A 24,830-nucleotide genomic window follows, 5' to 3' on the forward strand; every position below is an offset into this window, starting at 1 on the left:
GGGCCGGGGCCGCCGGGCGTCATTTGGCGTCGGCGTAGCACCTGACCGGGACGGCCTGCATGGGGAAGCGCACCGGGGTCGATCCGAACAGCAGCCGGGTCGCCTCCTCCGCGGCCTTGCCGACCGCCGCGGCGACCTCGCCGGCCTGCTCGGCCGGGCAGTGCACCATCACCTCGTCGTGCTGGAAGAACACCAGCCTGGCCGGGTCGGGCAGCAGGCCGCGCAGCACGGCCATCAGCGCGAGCGCCCACTCGGCCGCGGTCGCCTGGACGACGAAGTTGCGGGTGAACCGGCCGCGGTCGCGGGCCGCGCGACCTCCCTCGGGACCGGAGACCAGCTCCCGCCAGCCCGCGGAGGGCGGGGGCGAGGTGCGGCCCAGCCAGGAGCGGACCACCTTGCCCTCCTCCCCCGCCCGGGCGGCGTCCTCCACGAACCGGTGGGCGAGGGGGAAGCGCCGGCGCATCACGGCCAGCAGCTTGGACGCGTCACCGCTGGTGCCCCCGTACATCGCCGACAGCATGGCGAGCTTGGCGTTGTCGCGCTCGCCGCCGAACGCCTTCGCCAGCGCCTGGTAGAGGTCGGCCTGCCCGGCGGCCCTGGCCAGGCCGCCGTCCCCCGCCATGGCGGCCAGCACCCGCGGCTCCAGCTGGGCCGCGTCGGCGACGACGAGCGTCCAGCCCTCGTCGGCCACGACGACCTTGCGCATCAGCTTGTGGATCTGCAGGGCCCCGCCGCCGTTGGTGGCCCAGCGGCCCGTCACCACGCCGCCCACCACGTATTCGGGGCGGAAGCGGTGGTCGCGCACCCACTGGTCGGCCCAGGCCCAGCCGTGGAAGCTGTAGAACCTGGCCATCTCCTTGTAGGCGAGCAGGGGCGCGACGCCCGGGTGCTCGACCTGCTTGATGTCGTGGGCCCGGGTGGAGGCGACCGGCACGCCCGCCGCCTTGAACGCCCTGACGATCTGCTGCGGGGAGTCGGGGTTGAACGGCGTGCCGAAGGCCGCCGCCACCTGGTCGGCCAGGGCCTGGAGCTTGACGGGCCGCATGCCGTGCACCGGGCGCGGGCCGAGCAGGCCGGTCAGCAGCTCGTCGTGCACGTCCTCCCGCCAGGGCATGCCCTCCTGGGCCATCTCCGCGGCGATCAGCGCACCGGCCGACTCGGCGGCGACCAGCAACCGGAACCGCCGCGGATCGGCGGTGGCCTCGATGCGGCGCAGCTGGTCGGCGTACACCTCGGCGACCAGGTTCGCGTCCGGCGGGGGCGCCTCCTCCTCGAAGAGGGTGGCCTGCCGCGCCTGCCCCCCGGCGGGCCCGTGGTGGTCGTCGGGCACGGGAAGGCCGTGCAGCCGGGCGTAGGCCGCGGGGACGGACCGCGGCTCGCCGAACCGCCCCTCGTGGGCCAGGAGCAGCCCCTCGGTGAGCACCAGGTCGTGACAGCGCGCCAGCCGCACCCCCGCCGCGAGCAGCGCGGGGTAGACCTCCCGCGTGTCGGCCCAGACCCAGCGCGGGCTCCGGGCCTCCAGCTCGCGGACGGCCGAGGCCAGATCGGCGACGGCCCCGGCGGGCTCGCCGTCCACACGCAGCGCGCCCCCACCCCCGGGAGCCGCCGCGACCGACACGTGCATACCCCAACACTGCCATGCCGGTACGACACTCTCGATCAGACGAGCGGTATGGCGATCTCGTCCTCGATCGGGGGTTCGATCTCCTGCTGCAGGCAGCCGGTGGCGGCGAAGCAGCGGATCGTCAGGACCTCGGGGGTCACCGAGATGTGCAGAAAGCTCTTGAAGAACGGCGGGGTGTCCCAGTCGGACAGCTCCGACAGGTAGCGGTGGAAGGTCCTGCCCACGGGCAACCGCAGCGGCATCGGCCAGCCGCCGAGGATCCGGGCCGCCCACCTCATCCGCCGGGTGATCGGTACGGCCGGGGTGTCGTCTCGCACCGGGGTGTTGCCGATCCGGCGGGACATCAGCGCCGCGCTCTCGTCGGGGGTGAGGTAGAGCCAGCGCATGCGCAGCCGGTCGCTGTAGAGCCTGCTGTAGAACGACAGCGAGTCGCCGCGCAGCGGGTAACAGCGGTAGTCGTCCTCGTGCAGGCCGCCGACGGTGACCCTCGGGATGGTGTGGGTGGCGTGCATGAAGGCCCCGGAGCCGCCCGCCACGAGGTACTGGACGGTCCGGTCGCCGACCTTGATCGGGAAGCGCTGGTAGTTGTGCACGTCGCCGCCGATCGCCGCGACGTAGTTGTTCGCGGGATCGGTGACGATGTCGTCGACGGTGCCGCCGCCGGCCAGCTTCGACGGCTTGTAGTCGTTGCGGGTGTAGATGGGCTTCCCGGTGATCAGCACCTTGGGCCGGGGGTCGCGGGAGACCGCGCGCAGCCATTCGGCCTGCTCCCTGTCGATGTCACCGCGGATCCCGGTGTCCACGCCGACGATGAGCAGCCCCGGGGTCTCCATCGCCCAGTAGGGGGCGGGCTGCACCACCCGCTGCTCGGGCCGCGCCCGCCACTCGCGCGCCCTGGCCAGCCGGGTCTCGTCGATCTTCTCGGGCTTGCGCCAGAGCAGGCCGCGCAGCCCCGAGGGCGACAGCTTGAACCCCTCGTCCTCGGCCGCCAGCGCCGGGGCGTCGCAGAAGACGCGCATGAAGCCGCCCAGCCCGTCGTACCAGTCGTGGTTGCCGGGGATCGCGTAGATCGGCGCCCGGTAGTCCTGGTACGGGCGGAAGAACTTGTCCTCGTACTCGTTGCCCGAGCCTGTGGGGTAGATCACGTCACTGGCGACGACCGCGAACGCGGTGTCCGCGCCGACCTTGAGCATGCCCGGCACCACGGCGTACTGCGAGGCGTCGCCCTCCCCGGTGTCGCCGAGGATCAGGAAGGAGAACTCGGGGCCGACGTCCATCGGGATGCGGAAGGAGGGGTCGACGCCCCGGTCCCGCTGGGAGCCCACCCAGCGCGCCCGCACCTGCCCCGAGGGGTCTCCGAACAGGATCGCGAGGACCTCGTTCCGCGACCGCCAGATGGTGCGCGGGTTCAGCCAGGAGAAGGTCTCCTTGCTGGGCAGCAGGTCCTTGAAGGTGCCCGTCTGGGCGCAGGACCAGCCCGCGCCCTCCTTCGACACCCGGGAGGAGGCCTCACGCCCGCGCTCCGCCGCCTGTCCTATGTCAACCATGCCCCATATCTTGGCAATGATCTTAAGGGGCCGCACGTCCTCTCGGGAAAGGCGGCCGAGCCGGAAGCCGCCGACGTCCGCCCCCCGCCCGAGCGGCTGTCGCGCGCGGACTTGATGTCAGCGGATGCGCGGGATTGTTGTCAGTGGGTCGCAACATGTTCGCCAGGAGGATGACGGCGTCGGCCGCGATTGCGGCTTCCTGCCCGGACGAGGTAGGGCTGTGTTTCACCCGCCGGGCGAACTCGATGGCGGCGCGGGCTTCCAACTCCGTCAAAGCGGTCTGCCCGCATTGACGCCCTCGGCTCCCAATACGTTCAGAAGGGTCAGAACCTCGGCGTCACGGGATCCCGACGGCGCACTGTAGAGCACGAGGTTTTGGTCGCGGTCGATGAGCGTGAGTGAGTCGCAGTCGACGGTGATCTCCCCGACGACCGGGTGCCGGAAGGTCTTCGTGAGCATCGGTGCGGCCTGCACGTCGTGTCGCTCCCAGAGCCGGGCGAACTCGGGGCTGCCGTCGCGGAGCTCGTCGACGAGGTTGATCACCGCGGGGTCGGACGGGTACCGGGCGAGGGCGGATCGAAGCCCCATGACGGCGTGGTGCCGGAACTCCGCGGCGTCGGAGATCCCGTACAGCGCCGCGTCGGTGCGCGCCGAGCCGAGGAACGCCCGGCGCGCGAGGTTGCGGTCCTTGGGGGCGAGGGCGGAGAAGTCCTCCATGAGCGCGGCCGCGAGATCGTTCCACGCGAGCACCTCGAACGCGGCGGATGTCACGAAAGCGGCCGTCTGCGGCAGCCGTTCGAGAAGCGTGAGGATGCTCGGCCGGACGTCGCGCCGGTGCAGTCCGCTACGGCTGGGCGCGGTGCCCGCCAGGACGTGGAGATGATCGGACTCGGCGTCGGTCAGCCGCAGCGCGCCCGCGATCCCGGCGAGGACCTCGCCCGACGGGCGCGGTGCCCTGCCCTGCTCAAGCCGGACGTAATACTCCGTGGAGATGTGAGCGAGGACCGCCACCTCCTCGCGGCGAAGACCCGGTGTCCGGCGTCGCGAACCCGAGGGCAGGCCGACGTCACGCGGCCGGAGCCGCTCGCGGCGGCTCCGGAGGAAGGCTCCGAGCTCCTGCTTGTCCATACACCCAGTGTGCGCGCCGGGCGGCGACGGATCCTGGTACCGCCTGTGCCTGTATCGGGCCGGGAGGCCGGCCTGACACTGTCGTCATGACGAAGACCAGCGAACTCGCACCCATCGGCCTGCTCACCGGCAAGGTCGTGTTCATCACCGGCGCCAGCCGCGGCATCGGGGCGGCCGCGGCCCGGCTTTTCGCCTCCGAAGGTGCCGCCGTGGTGCTCGCGGCCCGCAGCACCGACGCCCTCCAGCGGGTCGTCACCGAGGTCCGCGCCGGCGGCGGCGTCGCGGATGCCGTGACAGTGGACCTTGCTGACCGGGCGAGTATCCGCGCGGCGGTCGATCACGTCGAGGAGCTGCACGGACGGCTCGACGGCGCGTTCAACAACGGCGCGGCGATCCAGCGGCCCGGTCCGCTGGACACGACGAGCGACGAGGACGTCGAGGAGCAGTTCGCGGTGAACTTCCGCGCGCACTGGACCGCGATGACGGCCGAGGCCGCGCTCATGCGCCGGGGCGGTGGCGGGGCGATCGTCAACACCTCGAGCATCGGCAGCCGCCGCGCGAACCCGGAGCTCCCCGCGTACGGCGCGATGAAGCGCGCGCTCGACAGCATCACCGAGACTGCCGCCGTGACCTGGGGGCGGCAGGGGATCCGCGTGAACGGCATCACCCCCGGCGGTACCGCGACGGAGATGATCGACACGTGGGAGGCGGCGTCCCCGGGTGTCGTCGAGCGCATCAACGCGGGCATCCCGCTCGGCCGGATGGCCGAGCCTCGCGAGGTCGCCGAGGTGGCCGCGTGGCTGCTCAGCGACCGGGCCTCGATGGTGACCGGCGCGATCTTGCCGGTGGACGGCGGCGCCGGCGCCTGAAGGGGAGAGCCGACAATGATTCCGCGCGGATCACCGGCAGAAGCTCCGTGCTCAACAGCGGCCGCCCTCTGGAATATGGTTCTACCGTGTACGCCTACTGGGAGACGGTTCCGACCAGGTGGAAGGACAACGACGTCTACGGCCACGTCAACAACGCCGTCCACTACTCGATGATGGACACGGTGATCAACACCTGGCTGATCAGGACCGCGGGCCTGGACATCCACGGCGGCGACGCCATCGGCCTGTGCGTCGAGTCGCACTGCGTCTACCGGGCCTCGGTCTCCTTCCCCGAGGCCGTCAGGGTCGGGCTGCGGGTCGGCCGTCTGGGCCGCTCCAGCGTCCGGTACGAGCTGGGGCTGTTCCGCGAGGACGGCGAGACGGTCGTGGCGGAGGGCCACTTCGTCCACGTGTTCGTCGACCGGGAGACGCGCAGGCCGGCCGGGATCCCCGGGCCGCTCCGCGAGGCCATGGAGAAGCTCGTGGTCGCCGGTTGACCTCCGCCGGCCGAGCTTCCCCGCGGCCGAGCCCGGTCGAGCTCCCCGCGGCCGAGCCCGGCCGGACTCCCCCGGCCGGGTGTGCCCGAGCTCCTCGTCCCTGCCTCCCCGGCCGACCCGGCCGAGCCCGGTCAGGCTCCCCCCGGACTCTCCCGTCCGAGCCTCCCCGCACCCGTCATCTCCCCGGAGGGACGAGAACGCCGGGGTTGAGGACGCCCCCGGGGTCGAGCCGGTCCTTGATCCCGCGCAGGATCTCCACACCCAGGCCGCCGATCTCGGTCGCGTAGGCCTCCCGGTGGTCGCGGCCGACGCCGTGGTGGTGCGAGACGGTGCCCCCGGCGGCGACGATCGCCTCGTTGACCGACCGCTTGGCCGCCTCCCACTGCCCGACGGGGTCCTCGTCCTGCGCCGTGACGACCGTGAAGTACAGGGAGGCACCGGTGCCGTACACGTGGGAGATGTGGCACATCACCAGAGGCGAGCCGAGCGAGGCGTGCAGCGAGAGCCGTACGGCGTCGTAGAGCCGGGGCAGGTTGGACCAGAACCCGGCCGTCTCCAGCGTCTCGACGGTCGCCCCGGCGGCGAGCAGCGAGTCGCGCAGGTAGGGCGCGGAGTAGCGCCCGTGGGCCCACGACTCCCCCGGCTCCGTGCCGAGGGGGACGCCGCCGAGGCCGGACAGCACGGCGGCGACCCGCTCCCGCAGCGCGGGCACCTCGGAGAAGCCCTCGTACCCGGCGATCGCCAGGCAGCCCGCGCCGGTCGGCGGGGCGCCGATCTCGCCGGGGCGGGCCAGGCCGACCATCGTCTCGGTCTCGTCGGACAGGCGCAGCACGGTGGGCACGGCACCCTCCTGGACCAGGTGCCGCAGCGCGGCCGTTCCCTCCGCGAACGACGCGAACCGCCACCCCTCGTAGACCCGCTCGGCGGGCGCGCGCCGGACGCGGAGCCGCAGGGAGGTGATCACGCCGAAGGCGCCCTCGGAACCGAGGATCACCTGGCGCAGGTCGGGCCCGGCCGCCGACTTGGGCGCCCGGCCGAGTTCCAGGGTGCCGCGCGGGGTGGCCACGGTCATGCCGACCACCATGTCGTCGAAGCGCCCGTAACCGGCCGAGGCCTGGCCGCTGGAGCGGGCCGCGGCGAACCCCCCCAGCGTGGCGTACTCGAACGACTGCGGGAAGTGACCTAGGGTGAATCCGTGCCCGGCCAGAAGCCGCTCGGCCTCCGGGGCTCGCAGTCCCGGCTCCATCTCGGCGACCATCGACTCCGCGTCGACGGCGATCAGCCGGTCCAGCCTGGCCAGGTCCAGCGCGACGACACCGGCGAAGCCCCGCCGGTTCGCGACCAGGCCGCCGACCACGGACGTTCCGCCACCGAACGGGACCACCGCGACCCGGTGCGCGGCGCAGATCGTCAGCACCTCCAGCACCTCGCGGTGGGAACCGGGCAGCACCACGGCGTCGGGCGCGTCGGAGCCGTCTCCGGCGCGCATGCGCATCAGGTCGGGGGTGGACTTGCCCCGGGTGTGCCGGACGCGCGCCTCGTCGTCGGAGCGCACGTGGCCGGCGCCGACGACGTCGCGCAACTCCTCCAGGACGGGCGGGGAGAGGGTCACGGCGGGCAGCCGCACCTCGCCGAGCTCGGCTGCCCGGTCCCGCCGCGGGCGCACGCCCAGCACGTCCTGGAGCAGTTTTCTGACCGGTTCCGGCAGTTCGGCGGCCTTGCCGGGGTCGCCCCAGCCGGACCAGAGCATGGGGTCTGCGGCGCTCGTCGGGTTTTCCACCCTTACACTGTGACACATGACGTCTATTCGTCACAACGCGGACGCGGAGCGCACCGACCGGGTTCTGGACGCCGCCCGGGAGACGGTCCTCGCGGTGGGGGTGCGGCGCACCACGCTCACCGACGTGGCGCGCAGGGCCGGGCTCTCCCGCATGACGATCTACCGCCGCTGGCCCGACGTGCGCACCCTCGTCGCCGACCTGATGACCCGCGAGTGGGTGCGCGTCGCGGACCGGTTCTCGACCGAGGACCCGGTCGCCTCGGCGGTGGCGGTGGTACGGGCGCTGCGCGGCCACCCGCTCTGGCGGAAGATCGTCGAGGTCGACCCGGAGCTGCTCCTGCCCTACCTGCTGGACCGCAGGGGCGCCAGTCACGAGGCCATGCTGACGCTCGTCGAGGCCGCGATCGTCCGGGGCCAGCAGGGGGGCTCCGTGCGCCCCGGTGACCCGGCGAGGCTGTCCAGGGCCGTGCTGCTGACCGCCCAGTCGTTCCTGATCTCCGGCCCGACCATGCTCGGCCCCGTCGGCCTGGACGACCTGGACGACCTGGACTCCGAGCTCACCACGCTCCTGGAAAGGTACCTGCGACCGTGAACTCCTCTCTCAACGCCGCCCGCCGCGAACGCGAGCTGGCCGAGGTGCGCGACCTCGTGGTGGACGTGCTGGTGGTGGGTCTGGGCGCCACCGGCGCCGGGGCCGCGCTCGACGCGGCCTCCCGAGGCCTTTCCGTGGCCGCGATCGACGCCCACGACATGGCCTTCGGGACCTCCCGGTGGAGTTCCAAGATGATCCACGGCGGCCTCCGCTACCTGGCCAAGGGGCAGATCGGGGTGGCGTACGAGAGCGCGGTGGAGCGCGGCCACCTGCTCGGGCGCACCGCGCCGCACCTGGTCAGGGCCCACCCCTACCTGCTGCCGCTGGTCCCCGAGGTCTCCCGCCGTCACGCGGCACTGGTGATGACCGGGTACCGCGCCGGCGAGGGGTTGCGCGTCGCCGCGCGCACGCCGCGCCACCTCCTGCCCGGCCCGTCGCGGATCTCCGCCGCGCAGGCCCTCGCCCTCGCCTCGCCGCTGGCCTCGCGAGGGCTGCGCGGCGCCCTGCTGTCGTGGGACGGGCGGCTGGCCGACGACGCCCGCCTGGTGGTCGCCGTGGCCAGGACGGCCGCCGCCCAGGGGGCGAGGATACTGACGCGATGCCGGGCGCTGGAGCTGTCCGGCGAGGGCGCGCTGGTCCGCGACGAGCTCGGCGGGGACACCTTCACGATCCGGGCCAGGACGGTGGTCAACGCCACCGGCGTCTGGGCCGCCGGGCTGCACCCGGGCATCCGGCTGCGCCCCTCGCGAGGCACCCACCTGGTGCTGCGGCCCGAGACGCTGCCGGGCCTGGCCGCGGGACTGCACGTGCCGATCCCCGGGGAGAGCAATCGCTTCGCCCTGGTCCTCCCCCAGCCCGACGGACGGGTCCACGTCGGCCTCACCGACGAGCCGGTGGACGGTCCCGTCCCGGACGTCCCCCCGGTGCCGGAGGAGGACGTGACCTTCCTGCTGGCCGTCCTGAACTCCGTGCTGGAGGAGCCGGTCCGGCGCGAGGACGTCGCCGGAACCTACGCGGGGCTGCGGCCCCTGCTCGCCGCCGACGGCCGCACCGCCGACCTGTCCAGGAGGCACGCGCTGCTGACCACGCCGGACGGGATGGTGACGATCGTGGGCGGCAAGCTGACCACGTACCGGCGGATGGCCGAGGACGCGGTCGACCGGGCCGTGTCACTGGGCCGGCTCGACGCGGGACGCAGCCGCACGACGGAGCTGCCCCTCGTCGGGGCCGTCCCTGCGGACGGCCCCGAGGGCGCGAGCGGCGCGAACGGCGGGAAGAGCGGGAAGGGCGCGGACGGCGAGAGGGGCCGGGAGGGCGACCGGCTGCTGGAGCGGTACGGGAGCGAGGCGGGCGCCGTACGGGCCCTGATGGCGGAGGACCCCTGGCTGGCCGAACCCGGGCCGACGGGGGTCACCGGGGCCGAGCTCGTCTGGGCGGTCAGGCACGAGGGCGCCCTGGACGTGGACGACCTCCTCGACCGGCGGACCAGGATCGGCCTCGTCCCGCAGGACCGCACCGCGGCCCTTCCCCTGGCACACGCCGCGCTGGCCTACTGACACCCGCCTGACACCCGCGCCCGCCCACCGGCGCCTTTACATCCCTGTGATCGTTTTACTCCTCGCCTCCTCGATCATGCTGTTAGGTTAGTCTTACCTAAGTCAGAGCGAGGAGAGAGCGTGAGCACGGGGAGTGTCGTGAGCAGGGCGGATACGACGGTCAAGGGGTGCACGCACCCACCGGGCTGTCACACCGGCGAGCTGCCGGTCTACGCCAGCGCGACCGTCGGAGCCCGTTTCTGGCTGCTCATCGAGCACCCCGGCCCCTGGGCCTCCCACCTGGAGGACTGCAGCCTCCCCGAGGACGTTCACATCCTTATCAAACGCGCCACGCGGCTCGGCATCCGGCCCCAGCTGATCCGTCGTCCCGGACGCAGGAACCTTGAGGAAACCGGCATTCACGTCATGGTCGCCGACTCCGGCTCCGCCGCGCCATGGATCGCCGAAGGCGTCATAGCAGGTCCGGACGATCTCAACCTTGACAGCGTGGTGGCCGGAGTGGTCCCGGAGTCCTGCATACTTGTGAGTGAGCCGGTTTTTCTGGTCTGCACGCATGCCAAGCGCAACGCGTGCTGCGCCCGCATTGGACTACCCCTAGCTCGGTCCTTGGCAGAAACATTGCCGGACACAGTATGGGAAACATCACATGTTGGCGGCGATCGATACGCCGCCAACCTCGTGTGCTTGCCACACGGGCTTTACTACGGCAGCATGTCTCAGGCTGCTGCGATCGCGGCAGCCGACGCGTACCGGTCCGGCGAGGTCATCCTCGACCGTTTCCGGGGACGCGCAGGCATCCCTGAGCCACTGCAGGCCGCTGAGCATTTCATCCGCATTCATACGGGTGATCTCTCGGTTGGCGGAGTGGCCGTGGAATCCTCCAGGTTGGACGGCGCCGTCACCGAGGCATTTGTGCGCGGTAGTGGCGCTCGTTTTCGGGTAGTGGTTGAACCCATGACGCTGACAACGCCATGTGGTACGGCTTGCGCCGATACGATCACTACCTACCGGCTGGTCACGCTGGACAGGCTCACCCCTGTGCGGTACGCCACGTCCGCTCTGACCTGACCTGAGGGAACATCACGGCCAATCCAGGCGTTGGACCCAGGGACGTCACAAGCGTCCAATGCGGCATTAACCAGAAATACCTCTCACTATAAGGTGGTTTTCTCATGTCTCAGGTACGTCGGCAGACCGCCCGGCCTCGGCCCAGCTGGGGCTGGCAGGATGACGCCGCGTGCCGGGGCGAGGACCTCGTGCTCTTCTTCGGCCCCGACGGCGAGCGCCAGCCCGAGCGTGACATCCGTGAGCGTAAGGCCAAGGCCATCTGCGCCCAGTGCCCCGTTCGCGCAGAGTGCCTGGACTACGCGCTTTCCCGTCCGGAGAAGTACGGCACCTGGGGCGGTCTGAACGAGGACGAGCGCGCCTCCGAGCGTCGCCGTCGCATGCGCCGCGCCGCCAGCGCCGGCATCAGCGCCGTCGCCTGAGCAGTACCTCCACCCGGCTTCCCCCGCACGTGTGATCTCGCGCACCCCCTGCGAGATCACACGTTGTCGTGTCGGGCCCCGCGCGTGCGGCCCCCGGGACGGGCGACCGCACGGCGGGCTTCCCCCGCGTGTCAGGGCCTGTTACGGCCCGCCTTCCGCATCTCCTTGTGGATGACCTTCCACTTGTTCTGCAGCTCCTTGCGGAGCCGCGCGTCGCTCCTGGACGCCATCCACGCGGCCTCCCGCTGAAGCTTGTTCCAGCTTTCCAGCCGCCGCTCGGCAAGCGTGCCGTCCTCGATCGCGGCGATCACGGCGCAGCCCGGCTCGCTGTCGTGGCGGCAGTCGCCGAACCGGCACCGCTCGGCGAGCTCCTCCAGGTCCGAGAAGACCATGTCCACGCCCTCGCCCATGTCGTACAGGCCGACGCGGCGGATGCCCGGGGTGTCGATGATGAGCCCGCCCCCCGCCAGCGGGATGAGCTCGCGGTGCACGGTGGTGTGACGGCCCCGGCCGTCACCGGCCCTGACCTGCTGGGTCTCCATGACCCCGCCCCCCGCCAGGGCGTTGACGAGCGTCGACTTGCCCGCCCCCGAGGCGCCGAGCACCACCGCGGTGCGCGTGCCCTCCAGGTATCCGCGGACGATGTCGACGCCCTCGCCCGTGACGGAGCAGATCGGGTGCACGTCCACGCCCGGCGCCGCCGAGGCGACCTCGTCCATCAGGAAGTCGAGGCCCTCGCCGATCAGGTCGGACTTGGTGACGAGCACCACGGGACGGCCCCCGCTCTCCCAGGCGAGCGCGAGCAGCCGCTCGATCCTGCCCAGGTCGGCGGTGTCGGTGGCGTGCAGGGCGGGCTCGGCGACGAAGACGACGTCGACGTTGGCGGCGAGCACCTGGCCCTGGGAGTCTCCGGAGAGCCCTCCCCTGGAGACCCTGGCGACGCCGCCGCGCACGAACGCGGTGCGCCGGGGCAGCAGCGCCTCCAGCTCGAAGCGGCCCTCGGCCAGGCGGCGGAGCCCGGCCCAGTCCCCGACGCAGGGAAGAGCCACGGGGTCGGCGGCGGCGTCGCGCCGCACCCTGGCGCCGTAGTTGGCCCGGAGGTGACCGGAGGCCGTCAGCACCTCGGCGGCACCGCGATCGACGCGGGACACCCGGGCGGGGATCAGGCCTTCGGGAAGCTCGGCGGCGAAGGAGTCGTTCCAGCCGAGCGCGGTGAGAACGGATGAAGAAGAGACGATTGACGAAGACAACGTAAGCACCCTTGTGGAAGGCCGGGTGCCCTGTCGCGAATCGGCTAGGCGGGCACCCGGAGGTTGATGGACGGCAGGCTCACCAGAACAACCCGCATGGTCCTCACCTCCTGTCGCCTCGTGGCCGCGCGTCTCTCGAACGGCGTCTTCGGGAGAACTCTAGCGCAGTGCCGCCCCTGTGGCGCAAACACATTTGGCGCGCCTCCCTCGGCCGGAGCCCGGAGATCCCGGCCGGCCCGGACGCCGCCGGCGCGCCCCGGCCCCGGTGCCGCACGGCGGGTTCCGTCCCCGAGCCGGACCCTCTGGCGGCCACGGCGCCCGGCGACGCGAGAACGCCCGGCCGGGGAGTCCCGGCCGGGCGTCTCGTCCTGCCCGACGTGGTCGATCGGCGCGTCACGGCGCCCCGGAGACCTCGCGAACCGCGCAGGTCATCCGAACGGCGGTCCGGGCACCGTGGGCACGGTCACAGGCCGGGGGCCGGGAAGTGGGAGGTGAGCTCCCTGACCTCGCCGTGAACGCGGGTGATCACGTGCTTGGCCTCTTCCTCGTCCTTGGCCAGCGCGGTGACGACCTGGTCGATCCAGGCGCCGATCTGCCGCATCTCCGCGACGCCCATGCCCCGGCTGGTCACGCCCGCGGTGCCGATGCGGATGCCCGAGGGGTCGAACGGCTTGCGCGTGTCGAAGGGCACGCTGTTGTAGTTGGTCTCCAGCCCGGCCTTGTCCAGGGCCTGGGCGGCGGGCTTGCCGCCGATGCCCTTGGGGGTGAGGTCGAACAGGATGAGGTGGTTGTCGGTGCCGCCGGAGACCAGGTCGAAGCCCCGGCCCAGGAGCTCCTCGGCCAGCGCCTGCGCGTTCAGGACGACCTGGCGGGCGTAGTCCTTGAAGTCGTCGGTCGACGCCTCCTTGAGCGCCACCGCGATGGCCGCGGTGGTGTGGTTGTGCGGCCCGCCCTGCAGGCCGGGGAAGACGGCCTTGTTGAGGGCGGTGGCGTGCTCGTCGGAGGTGGCCATGAGCATGGCGCCCCGGGGACCGCGCAGGGTCTTGTGGGTGGTGGTGGAGATGACGTCCGCGTGGCCGACCGGCGACGGGTGGGCGCCACCGGCCACCAGGCCCGCGATGTGCGCGATGTCGGCGGCGAGCACGGCCCCGACCTCGCGGGCGATCTCGGCGAAGGCCGGGAAGTCGATCGTGCGCGGGACCGCGGTGCCACCGCAGAAGATCAGCTTGGGACGCTCGCGGAGGGCGATCTCGCGCACCTCGTCCATGTCCACGCGGCCGGTGTCCTGCCGCACGCCGTAGCGGACCGGGTTGAACCACTTGCCGGTGGCCGAGACCGACCAGCCGTGGGTCAGGTGGCCGCCGAACGGCAGGCCCATGCCCATCACGGTCTCGCCCGGCTTCAGGAAGGCCAGGTAGATGGCGAGGTTGGCGGGCGAGCCCGAGTAGGGCTGCACGTTCGCGTGGTTCACGCCGAACAGGGCCTTGGCCCTGTCGATGGCGAGGGTCTCGACCTGGTCGATGACCTGCTGGCCCTCGTAGTAACGCTTGCCGGCGTAGCCCTCGGAGTACTTGTTGGTCAGGACGGTGCCCGTGGCCTCGAGGACGGCCTTGGAGACGTAGTTCTCCGAGGCGATCAGCTTGACGGTGTCGGACTGCCGCCGCTCCTCGGCCCTGATGAGCTCGGCGATCTGCGGATCCACGCTGGAAAGAGCGCTCATGCGCCTTCACTCCCCTGTCATCGTCGACATCGCGCGAAGACCCAGGCGCTCGGCCTCCTCGCTTTTTCGCTCCCCGGTGGTCTCTCCCACCTTATGCGCCAGTCGCGCTTAGACGATAGCGGACTGGGCTCCGCGCCCGGCGCGACCTGCGCCCTCGACAGGCCAGAGCCGGTCGACCTCGGCGTTGAGCGTGGCGCCGATGAGCACGGCCAGCGCGGTGATGTAGAGCCACAGCAGCACGGCGATGGGGGCGGCGAGCGAGCCGTAGATGGAGACCGGCGAGAACCAGGCGGCGAGGACCGCGCGCAGCACGGCCGCGCAGACGATCCAGATGACGAGCGCGAGCAGCGCCCCGGGCAGCTCGCGCCACCAGCGCGTGCGTACGGGCACGCTCACGTGGTAGAGCAGGGTAAGGAAGATCACCGAGCCGATGATCACCACCGGCCAGTAGAGGATGTCGACCAGCACGGTGTAGTCGGCCGGCAGGGCCCCGCGCAGCGCGGCCGGGCCGAGGACGAGCACGGGCATGACCACCAGCCCGATCAGCAGGCCCGCGAGGTAGAACCCGAAGGACATCAGGCGGGTGCGGATGATGCCGCGCTCCTCGCCGAGGCCGTAGGCGACCGAGATCAGGTCGACGTAGACGAACAGCGCCCGCGAGCCCGACCAGAGCGCGAGCAGGAAGCCCAGGGAGATCAGCGAGACCTGGTTCTCGGGCTTCAGCACGTCCTGGAGAAGGGGGGTGACGACGGTGTCCACGGCGCTGTCGGTGAACAGCAGGTGGGCCTGCTGGTCGATCCAGACGCTGACGTTCTTGACCGTCTCGGGGCCGAAGACCCGGGTCAGCTGGCCGAGCACGCCGATCAGGCCGAGCATGAACGGCGGCAGCGACAGCAGCGCGAAGAAGGCCGCCTCGCCCGCCAGGCCGGTGACGCGATAGGTGATGCCCGCGTTCGTGGTCGCGACGATCAGGGTCCACACGTCGGTGCCGCGGACCCACGCGCGCAGCGCCCGCAACCTGGCCCAGACGTCCGTGCCGCGGATCCACGCGACACCGGCGCGCCAGCGAACCCCGGGCCCGCGCGGAGGGCGCCGCTCGGGCCCGGGCCGATGGGCCGGGGCATCAGTGGACGTCATGCCACACAACGGTATTCCTAGCCGCGCTTGATCACGAGTCGGGCGGGCAACGATCCAATCTCGCGCCTCTGCCCCCACCGCCGGTGGCGAAACCTACCCGCGGTGGAACGCCCCGGCGTCGCCGGCGTCGACGATGCGCGCGCCCAGCGGCAGCAGGGAGATCGGGATCAGCTTGAGGTTGGCCAGGCCCAGCGGGATGCCGATGATCGACAGGAAGAGCGGGATCGAGGTCAGCAGGTGCCCGATCGCCAGCCAGATCCCGGCCACGACGAACCAGATCACGTTGCCGACGGTCGACAGCGCCCCCGCCTCGGGGTCGCGCTCCACGGTCCGGCCGAAGGGCCACAGCGCGTAGGCGGCGATCCGGAACGACGCGATGCCGAACGGGATCGTGATGATCAGGACACAGCACACGATTCCCGCGAGGACGTAGCCGATCGCCAGCCAGATTCCCGCGAAGACCAGCCAGATGACGTTCAACAGCGTCCGCATATTTACGAGCATGTCAGGCGGGACGAGGTCGGTCCCATCCGGTGTCCCCCTGAAACGCCCCTGATCCAGGCCCTCATCCAGACCCGAGCCAGGCCCTCATCCAGACCCTGAGCCAGGCCAGGTCCTCACTCAGACCCTGAGCCGGGTCCTCACCCGGGCCCAGGCCCGAGCGGGGCCCGCCCCCTGCCCGGCGGTCCGGCGAAGGCCTGGGCGATCGCGGTCCACGTCCGGGCGGTCTCACCGCGCACCAGCAGGGACGTGTCGGCGAGGTGGCGGCGCTGGACCACCAGGAGGCAGAAGTCGAGCGCGGGGCCGCGGACCACGTCGGCGGCGCCCGGGGGCCCGGCCTCCCACGGTGACCCGTCGGGCATGGTCAGTTCCACCCGCACCGGGCTCGACGGCGGCTCCAGGCCGCGCACCGCGAAGCCGTACGGCATGGCGCGCACCCCGAGCGTCGCCACGTGCCTGAGCCGGGCGGTCGGCACGCGCTCGACACCGAGTGCGTCCGCCACGTCCTGCCCGTGGGCCCAGGTCTCCATCAGGCGCGCGGTGACGAAGGACGCGGCCGACATCTCCGGCCCGTACCAGGGCAGCCTGGCACCGGCGTCCAGCCGGGCGAAGGCCTCCAGGCAGCGGGCCCTCGCCTCGCGGAACCACTCGTGGAGCCGGGCGGCGGTCAGCTCGCGCGAGACGGCGGCGAGCTCGTCCACCGCGGAGTCCCCGCGGGCGAGGAACGCGGGCAGCGCGGCGCGGAACGCCCCGGGATCGACGGCGGAGAGGGAGGCCGCGTCGTCGAACCAGGCGAGATGGCCGACCTGGTCCCGGACCGCCCAGCCCTCGGCCGGGGTGGGCAGTTCCCACTCGTCGGGGCCGAGCCCTTCGATCATGGCGTCGAACTCGGCCGTCTCGGCGCGCAGATCGGCCAGCAGCTCGTCCATCAGCCCCATGACGCCTCCCTGTCGCGGACCGGACAAGGATAACCGAGTAATATTCTAGAAGGAACGGCGCAGAATGGGCCTATGAGCTGCGAGGACTGCACGTGATCTGCGGAGACTGCAAGGAGCGGCGGCACGAGAAGTGCCGGGGAGGCTCGTGGTGCGACTGCCAGCACCAGCCCGCCCCCCAGCCCAGGGAGTCGGCGCTGGACTGGCCGCGCCAGGGATGACCCACGGACCCGGCCGTGGACCCAGCCGTGACCCGGCCCGCGGAACGTCCGGCACTCCCGCCGAGCCGGACGCTCCCGGCCCCCGTACTCCGGCGCGGGTCCGGATCCGCACGTCCGCAGCCGGATGTCCACGTTCACGTCCAGATATTGGACCAGACATTGGACATCCACGATGCCCGGGGTATCGTCGTATACATGCCAGCGGACCCGTTGCTCGTCGTGCGACGCCACGTCGACCTTCTGCGTGTCCACAGTGCCATCTGTTGTGACGTCCGTTAACCGTCGCCCCCTGCTGATTTCACCCAGCTCGGCCGCGTAACAGGCGTCCTCTTCTGAGTAATCAACCCCCGCACTCGACGATGAGGCGGGAGGTGCCGCCGGTGCGCGTCCGGAAATCATTCCATCGAGCCACAAAAAGGACGCGCACATGACGACCCCAGCCCGGTCGGCGAATCGACATCACAAGCGCCCGCGCGGCGAAGGCCAGTGGGCTCTCGGCTACCGCGAGCCACTGAACAAGAACGAGGAGAACAAGAAGAACGACGACGGCCTCAACGTCCGTCAGCGGATCATCGACGTCTACTCCAAGCGCGGCTTCGACTCCATCGACCCCGCCGACCTGCGCGGCCGGATGCGCTGGTTCGGCCTCTACACCCAGCGCAAGCCCGGGATCGACGGCGGCAAGACCGCGATCCTGGAGCCGGAGGAGCTCGACGACCGCTACTTCATGCTCCGCGTCAGGATCGACGGCGGCCGGCTCAACCTGGCCCAGCTGCGCGTCATCGCCGACATCTCCAACCTCTACGGCCGCGGCACCGCCGACGTCACCGACCGGCAGAACATCCAGCTGCACTGGATCGAGATCGAGGCCGTCCCCGACATCTGGGAGCGCCTGGAGTCGGTGGGCCTGTCCACCACCGAGGCCTGCGGCGACACCCCGCGGGTGATCCTGGGCTGCCCGCTGGCCGGGATCGACACCGACGAGGTCATCGACGGTTCCGCGCTGGTCCAGGAGATCCACGACACCTACATCGGCGACCCGGCCTTCTCCAACCTGCCGCGCAAGTTCAAGTCCGCGGTGAGCGGGTGCCCGGCGCACTGCACCGTGCACGAGATCAACGACGTGGCGTTCGTGGGCGTCGTGAACGAGAGCGGCGAGCGAGGCTTCGACCTGTGGGTGGGCGGCGGCCTGTCCACCAACCCGATGCTGGGCAAGCGGCTCGGCGTCTTCCTCACCCCGGAGCAGGTCGCCCCCGCCTACGGCGGCGTGATCGGCATCTTCCGCGACTACGGCTACCGCCGGCTGCGCCACCGGGCCCGGATCAAGTTCCTGGTCAACGACTGGGGTGTCGAGAAGTTCCGCGACATCCTCGAGAAGGAATACCTGGGATACACCCTGCCCGACGGCCCGGCGCCCGAGCCGCCCCGCGGCGGCCGCAGGGACCACGTGGGCGTCTTCCCGCAGAAGGACGGCAACTTCTACGTCGGCTTCGCCCCGAAGGTCGGCCGCCTCGACGGCGACAAGCTGCACCTGATCGCCGACATCGCCGAGCGGCACGGCTCCGACCGGGTGCACACCACGGTCGAGCAGAAGATGGTCATCCTCGACGTGGCGCCCGACAGGGTCGACAGCCTCGTCGCCGAGCTGGAGGCGGGCGACCTGCGGGTCAACCCCTCCACCTTCCGCCGCCAGACCATGGCGTGCACCGGGATCGAGTTCTGCAAGCTGGCCATCGTCGAGACCAAGGTCACCGCGGCCGACCTGATCGACGAGCTGGAGCAGCGGCTGCCCGACTTCAAGAACCCGCTGACCATCAACGTCAACGGCTGCCCCAACTCCTGCGCCCGCATCCAGGTCGCCGACATCGGTCTCAAGGGCCAGCTCGTCGTCAACGACAAGGGCGAGCAGGTCGAGGGCTTCCAGATCCACCTCGGCGGCTCGCTGGGCGTCAACCCCGGCTTCGGCCGCAAGGTCCGCGGCCTGAAGGCCACCTCCGAGGAGCTTCCCGACTACGTGGAGCGCGTGCTCCGCAACTTCGAGAAGCAGAAGGACGAGGAGGAGACCTTCTCCGACTGGGTGCAGCGCGCCGACGAGGCGGACCTGAAGTGAGCGGCCGGTACGCCCTCCTGCCGGAAACGGGCCGGACGGGGCGGACGAACCAGACGCGCACCGGGACGAGGAGGAGCGGATGAGCGAGCGAGCCGTTCCCTTCCACTGCCCGTACTGCGGCGAGGAAGACCTGGAGCCCTACGAGGGCGACGGCGGCTGGTACTGCCGGTCGTGCGTGCGCGCCTTCAAATTGAAGTTTCTCGGAATCGGGGTGCGCTCGTGACGCGCGGCGGCTCCGGCGCGGCGAACGCGATGACCGCGGTGACCTCTCCGACCGGCGAGGTCACCGCGATCCGCGCGGCCCGCACGGTGGATTCCGGCACGACGACGAGCGCAACGGCCCGCGCGGCACGACCTGCCCGCGCGGCGAACGAGGATTGGGTGAGCGAGCGATGACACTGGTGGACATCGAAGTCGGATTACGTCAGCAGCGTGGGACGCTCGATCTGCAGGAGATCGTCGAGTCCGCCGCGCGGTTCCTCGAGGACGCCTCTGCCCTCGAGATCATCCGCTGGGCGGCGGCGACCTTCGGCGACCGGCTCTGCCTGACCGCGTCGATGAGCGACGCCCTGCTGATCGACCTGGTCAGCCGGGTCAAGCCGGGCGTGGACGTGCTGTTCATCGACACGGGTTACCACTTCGCCGAGACGATCGGCACCCGTGACGCCGTCCAGCAGGTCTACGACGTGAACGTGATCGACGTGAAGCCGTCCCGCACGGTGGCCGAGCAGGAGCGCGACCTGGGTCCGCGCCTGTTCGGGCGCAACCCCGACCTGTGCTGCTACCTGCGCAAGGTCGAGCCGCTCAACCGGGCCCTCGAACCGTACCTGGCCTGGGTCTCCGGCATCCGCCGGGACGAGGCCGTCACCCGCGCCGGCGTCAAGGTCGTCGAGTGGGACGCCAAGCGCCAGATGGTCAAGATCAACCCGATCGCCCGGTGGACGCAGGAGGACGTCGACAACTACATGGCCGACAACGGGGTGCTGATCAACCCGCTGCACTACGACAACTACCCCTCGATCGGCTGCGCCCCCTGCACCCGCCAGGTCGCCCCGGGAGAGGACCCGCGCAGCGGCCGCTGGGCGGGCATGGGCAAGACCGAGTGCGGGCTGCACGTATGACGTGGCGTGCCCCCGGCGCCGCTCTCGGGACACCGCTGGTCGCGGTGGCGCACGGGTCCCGTGACCCGCGCGCCGCGGCGACGGTGGAGGACCTGCTCGACCTGGTACGGGAGGCGCGGCCCGAGCTCCTCGTACGCACCGCCTACCTCGACCACGCCTCCCCGACGCTTCCCATGGCGCTGTCGGGACTGGCCGAGGCCGCGGTGCTGCCGCTGCTGCTCACCGAGGCCTACCACAGCCGGGTCGACATCCCCGGCGCGCTGGCCGAGGCGACGGCCCGCAGGCCCCTGCTGCGCGTGCACGCGGGCGCCACGCTGGGCCCGCACCCGCTGCTGGTCACCGCGCTGGAGCGGCGCCTGGCCGAGGCGGGCGTGGAGCCGGGCGAGCCCGGCACCGCCGTGGTGCTGGTCTCGGCCGGTTCCAGCGACCGGCGGGCCAACGCGACGGTCGCCGGGATCGCCGGGGACTGGGCGAGGGCGCGCGGCTGGCGGTCGGTGACCGCCGCCTACGCCTCGGCCGCCGGCCCCACCCCCGAGGAGGCCGTGCTGCGCCTGCGACGCTCGGGAGCCTCGCGGGTCGTGGTCGCCCCCTACCTGCTCGCCCCCGGCCACTTCGCCGACAAGATCCGCCGCGAGACCCTGGCCGCGGGCGCCGACGCCGTCGCCGACGTGCTGGGCGCCGCCCCCGAGGTCGCCGCGGTGCTCCTCGAACGCTACGAGCGTGCCGTGCACGGGTGGAGGGCCCTGGCCACCGCCTGAGCCCGGGGGCCTGAAGCCCGAGCCCCGGGAGCCTGAACCGCCCGGGGCCCTCAGAGGTCACCCGGGGGGTGCGGTGTCCTTGCCCTCGCAGCTCAGGCGGACCATCTCCCCGGTGCGCGGATCCACCTGGCGTACGTTGTCCCGGCAGACCGAGTGGACCATCTCCCGCACCGAGAGCGACCACTTGAGGGGGAAGGGCCGAGCCGCGGCGAGTTGCTCCTCCCAGCCCTCGAAGACGGCCTTCTCCTCGACCTCGCCGGGCAGTACGACCGCGGACACGGCCTGCCCCCTGGTCAGGGGAATCTCGCCCGGGATCACATTGACGCCCGAGGTCCCCCTGTAGATCTGCCTGGTGTGTCCGCCGGGAGCGGTTCCGCAGAGGTGCAGCTGGGGAGGGTTGTCGCCGATCCAGACGACCGCCCGCCGCATCGGCCCGGAACAGTGGACGCTCACCGTCAGCGGCTTGCTCCCGGATCCGATCCGGAGTTCCTCGCGTGTCCCGCCGGTCCGGTAGCTGCCGTTCGCGACCTCGTCCCCGGGGTACGGTCCGCCCAGCGGCTGTGACGTCGTCGGGACGGTGGGGGACGGTCTGGCCATGACGCCGGTCCAGACGTCCAGGTCGTCGGTGACGCCGCCCGCGGGCGTGTTGAGGGCCACCGCGACGGCGAGGGCGGCCGCGGCCGCGCCGCCCGCCGTCCAGCGGCGGCGGCGCCTGATCTCGCGGATGCGACGGTGGACGCCGGCGACGGTCACGCCCCTGTTGCGGCCCTCGCCCCCGTCTCCGTCCCCGTTCAGGATCTCGCGCAACTCGGATTCGGTGATCGTCATCTCAACTCCCCGTGGTGATCGCGGCGACGGCCGCGGGATCGACGCGCAGCTTGCGCAGTGCCCGGCTGGCCTGGCTGCGTACGGTCGCCACCGAGCAGCCGAGGACCTCGGCGATCCGCTGGTCGGGCAGGTCCGCGAAGTAGCGCAGGACGATCACGGCCCGCTGCCTGGAGGGAAGACCGGCCAGGACCTGCCGGACCGCCTCCCGCGTGGCCACCGCGTCCGTCGTGTCGCCGTCCGGCGCCTCGGGGAGGACCTCGCTCGGCACCTCGCCGCGCCACCTGCGCCGCCACCAGGTGGCGTGGGTGTTGACCAGGATGCGGTAGACGTACGGGTCCGGATCGTCGCCCACCCTCCGCCAGGCGAGCCACGCCTTGGCCAGGGCCGTCTGCAACAGGTCCTCCGCCGTGCCCCAGTCGCGGCACAGCAGGTACGCGGCCCTTAACAGGCGGGCCGAGCGCTGCTCCACGTAGTGCTCGAAGTCAGCCCGATCTCGCATCGGGGGATCCTCACTGCTCGGTGTATGTCACCGATCACTACGCCTCAGGGATGCCGGGGCGTTGCACGCGTCCCGGAGCTCACCCGCCGGGGGCTCGAGGTCCCCGTGCGGGCGGCGAGAGCGGGACCGCGTTCAGTGGCGGGGCGGCTGCGGGGGCTGGGGCGGCGCCGGAGGCCACGGGTGCGCCTGCGGGTGCCGCGAGTGTTCCTGGTGGGAGGGGTGGATCCGGTGGCCCGGTCCGACCTGGTAGGGGCCCGGCTCGCCGGTGAGTTCGCCGCGCAGCTCGTTCCACTGCTCCCGCCAGGCGGCCCACGCCTTCTTGAGGGGCTTGGCCCTGGCGTCCCCGACCACCTTGACGTCTCCCATGAGGACGTAGGCCCTGACCCTGACGAGCGGAGCGTTCGTGCCCGGGGGCGCCTCGATGACCTGGACCTTCTTGTCCCCCATGACGGCGATGCCGTCGAGCTCGACGTCCACCCCGTCCGGGACGATGATCTTCACGTCGCCCATGACCGCGGTGGCCATGATGTCGACCACTCCCCCGGTGCGGACCTCGGCCTGGCGCAGGTCCAGCACGACGTCGCCCATCACGGCCACGGCGCCGAGCGGCTTGTCGATCTTCCACGAACCGCGCCGCTTGGAGCTGCCCAGCACCGCGACGAACCAGCGCCGCGCCTGGCCGCTCCGCTCCGCGGTGGGGTAGGCGGGTGCGGGCACCGGGTGGCCGCCGGGCAGGTCGGAGGTGACCACCGCCAGCTCGGCCTGGGTGCGGGCGGTGTAGGCCGCCTCGGTGCGCTCGGTCAGCTCCCCGAGGGTCAGGCGGCCCTCGACGGAGGCGACCCGCAACCACTCGACGGCGGCTTCCCGCTCCGCGTCCGAGACCCGCATATCCCCGGGATCATTCATAACTCACAACATATCGCGAGTTGCCCCAATAGAGGATCCCTCAGAAGGAGGAAGCCCGGTAAACACATCGGATGACGCCTCGTCGCCGGGCGCGAGGCCGGCGTACGGCCGAGCCGGGGAGGCACGCCATATGATCCGGAGACATGTACCGAGAACTCCTGGACGCGGTGGCGGCCAACGACGCCGAGCGGGCCGAGCGGCTGCTGCAGGGCGGCACGAGCGCCGACCCCGAGGGCGCGGAAGAGCCCACCGCCCTTTACCTGGCATCGAACCAGGGCCGCGTGGCCGTCGTGCGCGCGCTGCTGGCCCACGGAGCCGACCCCAACCGGATCAGCGGCGGCGATGACGGAGGGCTGCCCCTGTCCGCCGCCGCCGCCCTGGACCGTGTCGAGGCCCTGGAGGCGCTGCTGGCCGCCGGTGCCGACGTGTCGGGGCGGGAGGCCGGCGGGTGGACCGCCCTGCTCTGGGCCGCCGCCAACGGGCGGGCCGACGCGATCCAGACGCTGCTCGCCGCCGGGGCGGACCCCGAGGACGCCAACGAGACCGGCGACACCGCGCTCACCCTGGCCACCCGGCGCGGTGCCCTGGGCGTCGTGCAGGCGCTGTTGCGGGCGGGCGCCGAGGCCGACCGGCCCGACGACGACGGCGACACGCCGCTGTCCATCGCCTACGACTGGCTGGGCACCCAGCTGGAGAGCGCGCTCCTGGAGCAGATCACCGAGCAGGTCCCCGAGGACTCGCAGTTCGTCGTGGGCCGCAGCAGGGCGAAGGACGGCACCGACCTGGTGACCGTCGCGGCGGTGGGCCCCGACGGGACCCGCCTGGCCGAGCTCACCTGCCAGCGCGGGCACGCGGCCGTCGCCACCCTGCTGGAGGACGCCACGGGCGAGCGGCTGCCGTTCGACGAGATGGTCGAGCGGGCGATGCCCTACCGGGACATCGACGAGGAGGCCGAGACCTGGTGGACCGTGGCGAGCTCGCTGAGCGGGCGCGGTGACGGGGAGACCTTCGACGCGGCGGCGCGGCTGTGCTCCAACGAGGACCCGCGCAAGCGGGAGTTCGCCGTCGACGTGCTCGCCCAGTTCGGGTTCACCGGCGACGAGAAGCCCTACCTCGAGGAGGCGCTGCCGATCCTGCGCCGGATGGCGGCCACCGAGGGCGACGAGCGGGTGCTGCGCTCGGTGCTCGGCGCGCTCGGCCACCACGCCGACCCGCGCGCCCTGCCCGAGGTGCTGGAGATCATCAACGCCGACGGCTGGACCCGCACGCAGGCCGACCCCGCCGCGCTGGCCGCCGTCCTGCCCCCGGGCGACGCCGAGGGGCTCGCGCTGCTCATCTCCATGACGCAGGACCCCGACGCGGAGGTGCGCGACTGGGCCACCATGGGCCTGGCGGGCCTGTCGGAGGCCCCGCAGGACAGCGAGCGGATCCGCGACGCGCTGGCCGCCAGGCTCGACGACGAGGACCTGAACACGGTCGCCGAGGCCACCCGCGGCCTGGCCACCAGGGGTGACGCGCGGGCCCAGCGGGGCGCCGACCGCGTGCTCGCCGAGAGCGACGAGGACGACGACTACATCCGCGACCTGGTCAAGAACCCCTGACCCGCGAGCCGGCCGCTCCGCGCTTCGGCCCCGTCCCCGCCCCGTCCGCGCCCCGGCGTCGCCGGGGCGGGGACGGGGCCGTCCCGCGTACGGCGGGGTGAACTTCCGGAGGCCGGTGTCCAACTATGGACGAAAATCGGATATAGCCCCCAATAAAGGGCGC

At 72.0% G+C, this 24,830-nt stretch carries 26 protein-coding genes and 1 riboswitch; of the genes, 14 read left to right on the forward strand and 12 right to left on the reverse strand.

Annotated elements, in window-relative coordinates; all coding sequences use genetic code 11:
• Positions 1-19 precede the first annotated feature (19 nt).
• The 3 genes from AB0G15_RS03860 to AB0G15_RS03870 form a co-directional block, all read right to left on the reverse strand.
• Positions 20-1,624 (reverse strand): bifunctional 3'-5' exonuclease/DNA polymerase, encoded by a 1,605-nt coding sequence (locus AB0G15_RS03860; RefSeq protein ID WP_362835039.1) that lies wholly within the window; start codon positions 1,622-1,624, stop codon positions 20-22.
• A gap of 35 nt (positions 1,625-1,659) precedes the next feature.
• Entirely contained in the window at positions 1,660-3,171 is a 1,512-nt protein-coding gene (locus AB0G15_RS03865; protein WP_362835041.1) for a metallophosphoesterase, read from the reverse strand.
• Between the two features lie 270 nt (positions 3,172-3,441).
• Positions 3,442-4,299 carry a helix-turn-helix transcriptional regulator gene (locus tag AB0G15_RS03870; RefSeq protein WP_362835043.1) on the reverse strand — a complete coding sequence of 286 codons (858 nt, stop codon included), beginning with the start codon at positions 4,297-4,299 and terminating at the stop codon, positions 3,442-3,444.
• A gap of 86 nt (positions 4,300-4,385) precedes the next feature.
• Between AB0G15_RS03870 and AB0G15_RS03875 the strand changes: the two genes are divergently transcribed.
• Together AB0G15_RS03875 and AB0G15_RS03880 are read left to right on the forward strand one after the other, a co-directional pair.
• Positions 4,386-5,168, forward strand: coding sequence for an SDR family oxidoreductase (locus tag AB0G15_RS03875; protein ID WP_362835045.1), 783 nt, complete (start codon positions 4,386-4,388; stop codon positions 5,166-5,168).
• Positions 5,169-5,254: 86 nt separating this feature from the next.
• Entirely contained in the window at positions 5,255-5,665 is a 411-nt protein-coding gene (locus AB0G15_RS03880; RefSeq protein WP_362681037.1) for a thioesterase family protein, read from the forward strand.
• 175 nt (positions 5,666-5,840) lie between these two features.
• On the opposite strand, the gene AB0G15_RS03885 is transcribed toward AB0G15_RS03880, so the two are convergent.
• Positions 5,841-7,415, reverse strand: coding sequence for an FAD-binding oxidoreductase (locus AB0G15_RS03885; RefSeq protein ID WP_362835312.1), 1,575 nt, complete (start codon positions 7,413-7,415; stop codon positions 5,841-5,843).
• A 46-nt stretch (positions 7,416-7,461) separates the two neighbouring features.
• On the opposite strand from AB0G15_RS03885, the gene AB0G15_RS03890 reads away from it, so the two are divergent.
• From AB0G15_RS03890 to AB0G15_RS03905, 4 genes are all read left to right on the forward strand, one after another.
• Positions 7,462-8,037 (forward strand): TetR/AcrR family transcriptional regulator, encoded by a 576-nt coding sequence (locus AB0G15_RS03890; protein ID WP_362835047.1) that lies wholly within the window; start codon positions 7,462-7,464, stop codon positions 8,035-8,037.
• Positions 8,034-9,593, forward strand: coding sequence for an FAD-dependent oxidoreductase (locus AB0G15_RS03895; protein WP_362835049.1), 1,560 nt, complete (start codon positions 8,034-8,036; stop codon positions 9,591-9,593). The genes AB0G15_RS03890 and AB0G15_RS03895 overlap by 4 nt, the downstream gene beginning before the upstream one ends.
• Before the next feature lie 120 nt (positions 9,594-9,713).
• On the forward strand, positions 9,714-10,661 hold the full coding sequence (locus tag AB0G15_RS03900; protein WP_362835052.1) for a sucrase ferredoxin: 948 nt from the start codon (positions 9,714-9,716) through the stop codon (positions 10,659-10,661).
• 104 nt (positions 10,662-10,765) lie between these two features.
• Complete coding sequence (locus AB0G15_RS03905) at positions 10,766-11,080, forward strand: WhiB family transcriptional regulator (protein ID WP_012893126.1); 315 nt, start codon at positions 10,766-10,768, stop codon at positions 11,078-11,080.
• A 131-nt stretch (positions 11,081-11,211) separates the two neighbouring features.
• On the opposite strand, the gene rsgA is transcribed toward AB0G15_RS03905, so the two are convergent.
• The 5 genes from rsgA to AB0G15_RS03930 all read right to left on the reverse strand — a co-directional run bounded on the left by rsgA (position 11,212) and on the right by AB0G15_RS03930 (position 16,626).
• Positions 11,212-12,330 carry a ribosome small subunit-dependent GTPase A gene (rsgA, locus tag AB0G15_RS03910; RefSeq protein WP_362835054.1) on the reverse strand — a complete coding sequence of 373 codons (1,119 nt, stop codon included), beginning with the start codon at positions 12,328-12,330 and terminating at the stop codon, positions 11,212-11,214.
• Positions 12,331-12,793: 463 nt separating this feature from the next.
• Positions 12,794-14,050, reverse strand: a complete 1,257-nt coding sequence (gene glyA / locus AB0G15_RS03915) for a serine hydroxymethyltransferase (RefSeq protein ID WP_362681052.1) — start codon at positions 14,048-14,050, stop codon at positions 12,794-12,796.
• Positions 14,051-14,082: 32 nt separating this feature from the next.
• A riboswitch (ZMP/ZTP riboswitch) is annotated at positions 14,083-14,166 on the reverse strand.
• Entirely contained in the window at positions 14,159-15,187 is a 1,029-nt protein-coding gene (locus AB0G15_RS03920) for a YihY/virulence factor BrkB family protein (RefSeq protein ID WP_362835056.1), read from the reverse strand. (Overlaps the previous riboswitch by 8 nt.)
• Before the next feature lie 93 nt (positions 15,188-15,280).
• Positions 15,281-15,679 (reverse strand): YccF domain-containing protein, encoded by a 399-nt coding sequence (locus AB0G15_RS03925; RefSeq protein ID WP_362835058.1) that lies wholly within the window; start codon positions 15,677-15,679, stop codon positions 15,281-15,283.
• Between the two features lie 149 nt (positions 15,680-15,828).
• Positions 15,829-16,626: a TIGR03084 family metal-binding protein gene (locus AB0G15_RS03930; RefSeq protein WP_362835060.1), complete on the reverse strand. Its 798-nt coding sequence runs from the start codon at positions 16,624-16,626 to the stop codon at positions 15,829-15,831.
• A 92-nt stretch (positions 16,627-16,718) separates the two neighbouring features.
• Here AB0G15_RS03930 and AB0G15_RS03935 point away from each other — a divergent pair, with 92 nt between their 5' ends.
• The 7 genes from AB0G15_RS03935 (at position 16,719) to AB0G15_RS03965 (ending at position 20,833) form a co-directional block, all read left to right on the forward strand.
• Complete coding sequence (locus AB0G15_RS03935; RefSeq protein WP_362835062.1) at positions 16,719-16,844, forward strand: hypothetical protein; 126 nt, start codon at positions 16,719-16,721, stop codon at positions 16,842-16,844.
• Positions 16,845-17,039: 195 nt separating this feature from the next.
• Positions 17,040-17,123, forward strand: a complete 84-nt coding sequence (locus tag AB0G15_RS03940) for a putative leader peptide (protein ID WP_362835314.1) — start codon at positions 17,040-17,042, stop codon at positions 17,121-17,123.
• A gap of 148 nt (positions 17,124-17,271) precedes the next feature.
• Complete coding sequence (locus AB0G15_RS03945) at positions 17,272-18,954, forward strand: nitrite/sulfite reductase (RefSeq protein ID WP_362835064.1); 1,683 nt, start codon at positions 17,272-17,274, stop codon at positions 18,952-18,954.
• Positions 18,955-19,033: 79 nt separating this feature from the next.
• Complete coding sequence (locus AB0G15_RS03950) at positions 19,034-19,177, forward strand: hypothetical protein (protein ID WP_012893136.1); 144 nt, start codon at positions 19,034-19,036, stop codon at positions 19,175-19,177.
• Positions 19,174-19,350, forward strand: a complete 177-nt coding sequence (locus tag AB0G15_RS03955; RefSeq protein ID WP_362835066.1) for a hypothetical protein — start codon at positions 19,174-19,176, stop codon at positions 19,348-19,350. The genes AB0G15_RS03950 and AB0G15_RS03955 overlap by 4 nt, the downstream gene beginning before the upstream one ends.
• Positions 19,347-20,075, forward strand: a complete 729-nt coding sequence (locus tag AB0G15_RS03960; RefSeq protein WP_344746662.1) for a phosphoadenylyl-sulfate reductase — start codon at positions 19,347-19,349, stop codon at positions 20,073-20,075. Before AB0G15_RS03955 ends, AB0G15_RS03960 begins: the two co-directional genes overlap by 4 nt.
• Entirely contained in the window at positions 20,072-20,833 is a 762-nt protein-coding gene (locus AB0G15_RS03965) for a sirohydrochlorin chelatase (RefSeq protein ID WP_362835068.1), read from the forward strand. The genes AB0G15_RS03960 and AB0G15_RS03965 overlap by 4 nt, the downstream gene beginning before the upstream one ends.
• Positions 20,834-20,890: 57 nt before the next feature.
• Here the strand turns inward: AB0G15_RS03965 and AB0G15_RS03970 are convergent, their stop codons facing one another.
• The 3 genes from AB0G15_RS03970 to AB0G15_RS03980 all read right to left on the reverse strand — a co-directional run bounded on the left by AB0G15_RS03970 (position 20,891) and on the right by AB0G15_RS03980 (position 23,066).
• Positions 20,891-21,661 carry a hypothetical protein gene (locus AB0G15_RS03970; protein WP_362835070.1) on the reverse strand — a complete coding sequence of 257 codons (771 nt, stop codon included), beginning with the start codon at positions 21,659-21,661 and terminating at the stop codon, positions 20,891-20,893.
• A gap of 1 nt (position 21,662) precedes the next feature.
• Positions 21,663-22,160, reverse strand: a complete 498-nt coding sequence (locus tag AB0G15_RS03975; protein ID WP_362835072.1) for a SigE family RNA polymerase sigma factor — start codon at positions 22,158-22,160, stop codon at positions 21,663-21,665.
• A 132-nt stretch (positions 22,161-22,292) separates the two neighbouring features.
• The gene (locus tag AB0G15_RS03980) at positions 22,293-23,066 is read right to left on the reverse strand and encodes a DUF1707 domain-containing protein (protein ID WP_362835074.1); all 774 of its coding nucleotides are present in this window, start codon (positions 23,064-23,066) and stop codon (positions 22,293-22,295) included.
• A gap of 143 nt (positions 23,067-23,209) precedes the next feature.
• On the opposite strand from AB0G15_RS03980, the gene AB0G15_RS03985 reads away from it, so the two are divergent.
• Complete coding sequence (locus AB0G15_RS03985; RefSeq protein WP_362835076.1) at positions 23,210-24,667, forward strand: ankyrin repeat domain-containing protein; 1,458 nt, start codon at positions 23,210-23,212, stop codon at positions 24,665-24,667.
• The last annotated feature ends 163 nt before the right edge of the window (positions 24,668-24,830 follow it).

The sequence above is a fragment of the Streptosporangium sp. NPDC023825 genome (assembly GCF_040639575.1).
Lineage (GTDB): Bacteria > Actinomycetota > Actinomycetes > Streptosporangiales > Streptosporangiaceae > Streptosporangium.

Coding starts and splice junctions, on each gene's coding strand:
- AB0G15_RS03985 (WP_362835076.1), top strand. CDS start 23,210: ATGTACCGAGAACTCCTGGACGCGGTGGCGGCCAACGACGCCGAGCGG.
- AB0G15_RS03925 (WP_362835058.1), bottom strand. CDS start 15,679: ATGCGGACGCTGTTGAACGTCATCTGGCTGGTCTTCGCGGGAATCTGG.
- AB0G15_RS03905 (WP_012893126.1), top strand. CDS start 10,766: ATGTCTCAGGTACGTCGGCAGACCGCCCGGCCTCGGCCCAGCTGGGGC.
- AB0G15_RS03965 (WP_362835068.1), top strand. CDS start 20,072: ATGACGTGGCGTGCCCCCGGCGCCGCTCTCGGGACACCGCTGGTCGCG.
- AB0G15_RS03930 (WP_362835060.1), bottom strand. CDS start 16,626: ATGGGGCTGATGGACGAGCTGCTGGCCGATCTGCGCGCCGAGACGGCC.
- AB0G15_RS03890 (WP_362835047.1), top strand. CDS start 7,462: ATGACGTCTATTCGTCACAACGCGGACGCGGAGCGCACCGACCGGGTT.
- AB0G15_RS03875 (WP_362835045.1), top strand. CDS start 4,386: ATGACGAAGACCAGCGAACTCGCACCCATCGGCCTGCTCACCGGCAAG.
- AB0G15_RS03865 (WP_362835041.1), bottom strand. CDS start 3,171: ATGGTTGACATAGGACAGGCGGCGGAGCGCGGGCGTGAGGCCTCCTCC.
- AB0G15_RS03870 (WP_362835043.1), bottom strand. CDS start 4,299: ATGGACAAGCAGGAGCTCGGAGCCTTCCTCCGGAGCCGCCGCGAGCGG.
- AB0G15_RS03970 (WP_362835070.1), bottom strand. CDS start 21,661: ATGACGATCACCGAATCCGAGTTGCGCGAGATCCTGAACGGGGACGGA.
- AB0G15_RS03920 (WP_362835056.1), bottom strand. CDS start 15,187: ATGACGTCCACTGATGCCCCGGCCCATCGGCCCGGGCCCGAGCGGCGC.
- AB0G15_RS03980 (WP_362835074.1), bottom strand. CDS start 23,066: ATGAATGATCCCGGGGATATGCGGGTCTCGGACGCGGAGCGGGAAGCC.
- AB0G15_RS03975 (WP_362835072.1), bottom strand. CDS start 22,160: ATGCGAGATCGGGCTGACTTCGAGCACTACGTGGAGCAGCGCTCGGCC.
- AB0G15_RS03945 (WP_362835064.1), top strand. CDS start 17,272: ATGACGACCCCAGCCCGGTCGGCGAATCGACATCACAAGCGCCCGCGC.
- AB0G15_RS03885 (WP_362835312.1), bottom strand. CDS start 7,415: ATGCTCTGGTCCGGCTGGGGCGACCCCGGCAAGGCCGCCGAACTGCCG.
- glyA (WP_362681052.1), bottom strand. CDS start 14,050: ATGAGCGCTCTTTCCAGCGTGGATCCGCAGATCGCCGAGCTCATCAGG.
- AB0G15_RS03950 (WP_012893136.1), top strand. CDS start 19,034: ATGAGCGAGCGAGCCGTTCCCTTCCACTGCCCGTACTGCGGCGAGGAA.
- AB0G15_RS03960 (WP_344746662.1), top strand. CDS start 19,347: ATGACACTGGTGGACATCGAAGTCGGATTACGTCAGCAGCGTGGGACG.
- AB0G15_RS03860 (WP_362835039.1), bottom strand. CDS start 1,624: ATGCACGTGTCGGTCGCGGCGGCTCCCGGGGGTGGGGGCGCGCTGCGT.
- AB0G15_RS03940 (WP_362835314.1), top strand. CDS start 17,040: ATGCCAGCGGACCCGTTGCTCGTCGTGCGACGCCACGTCGACCTTCTG.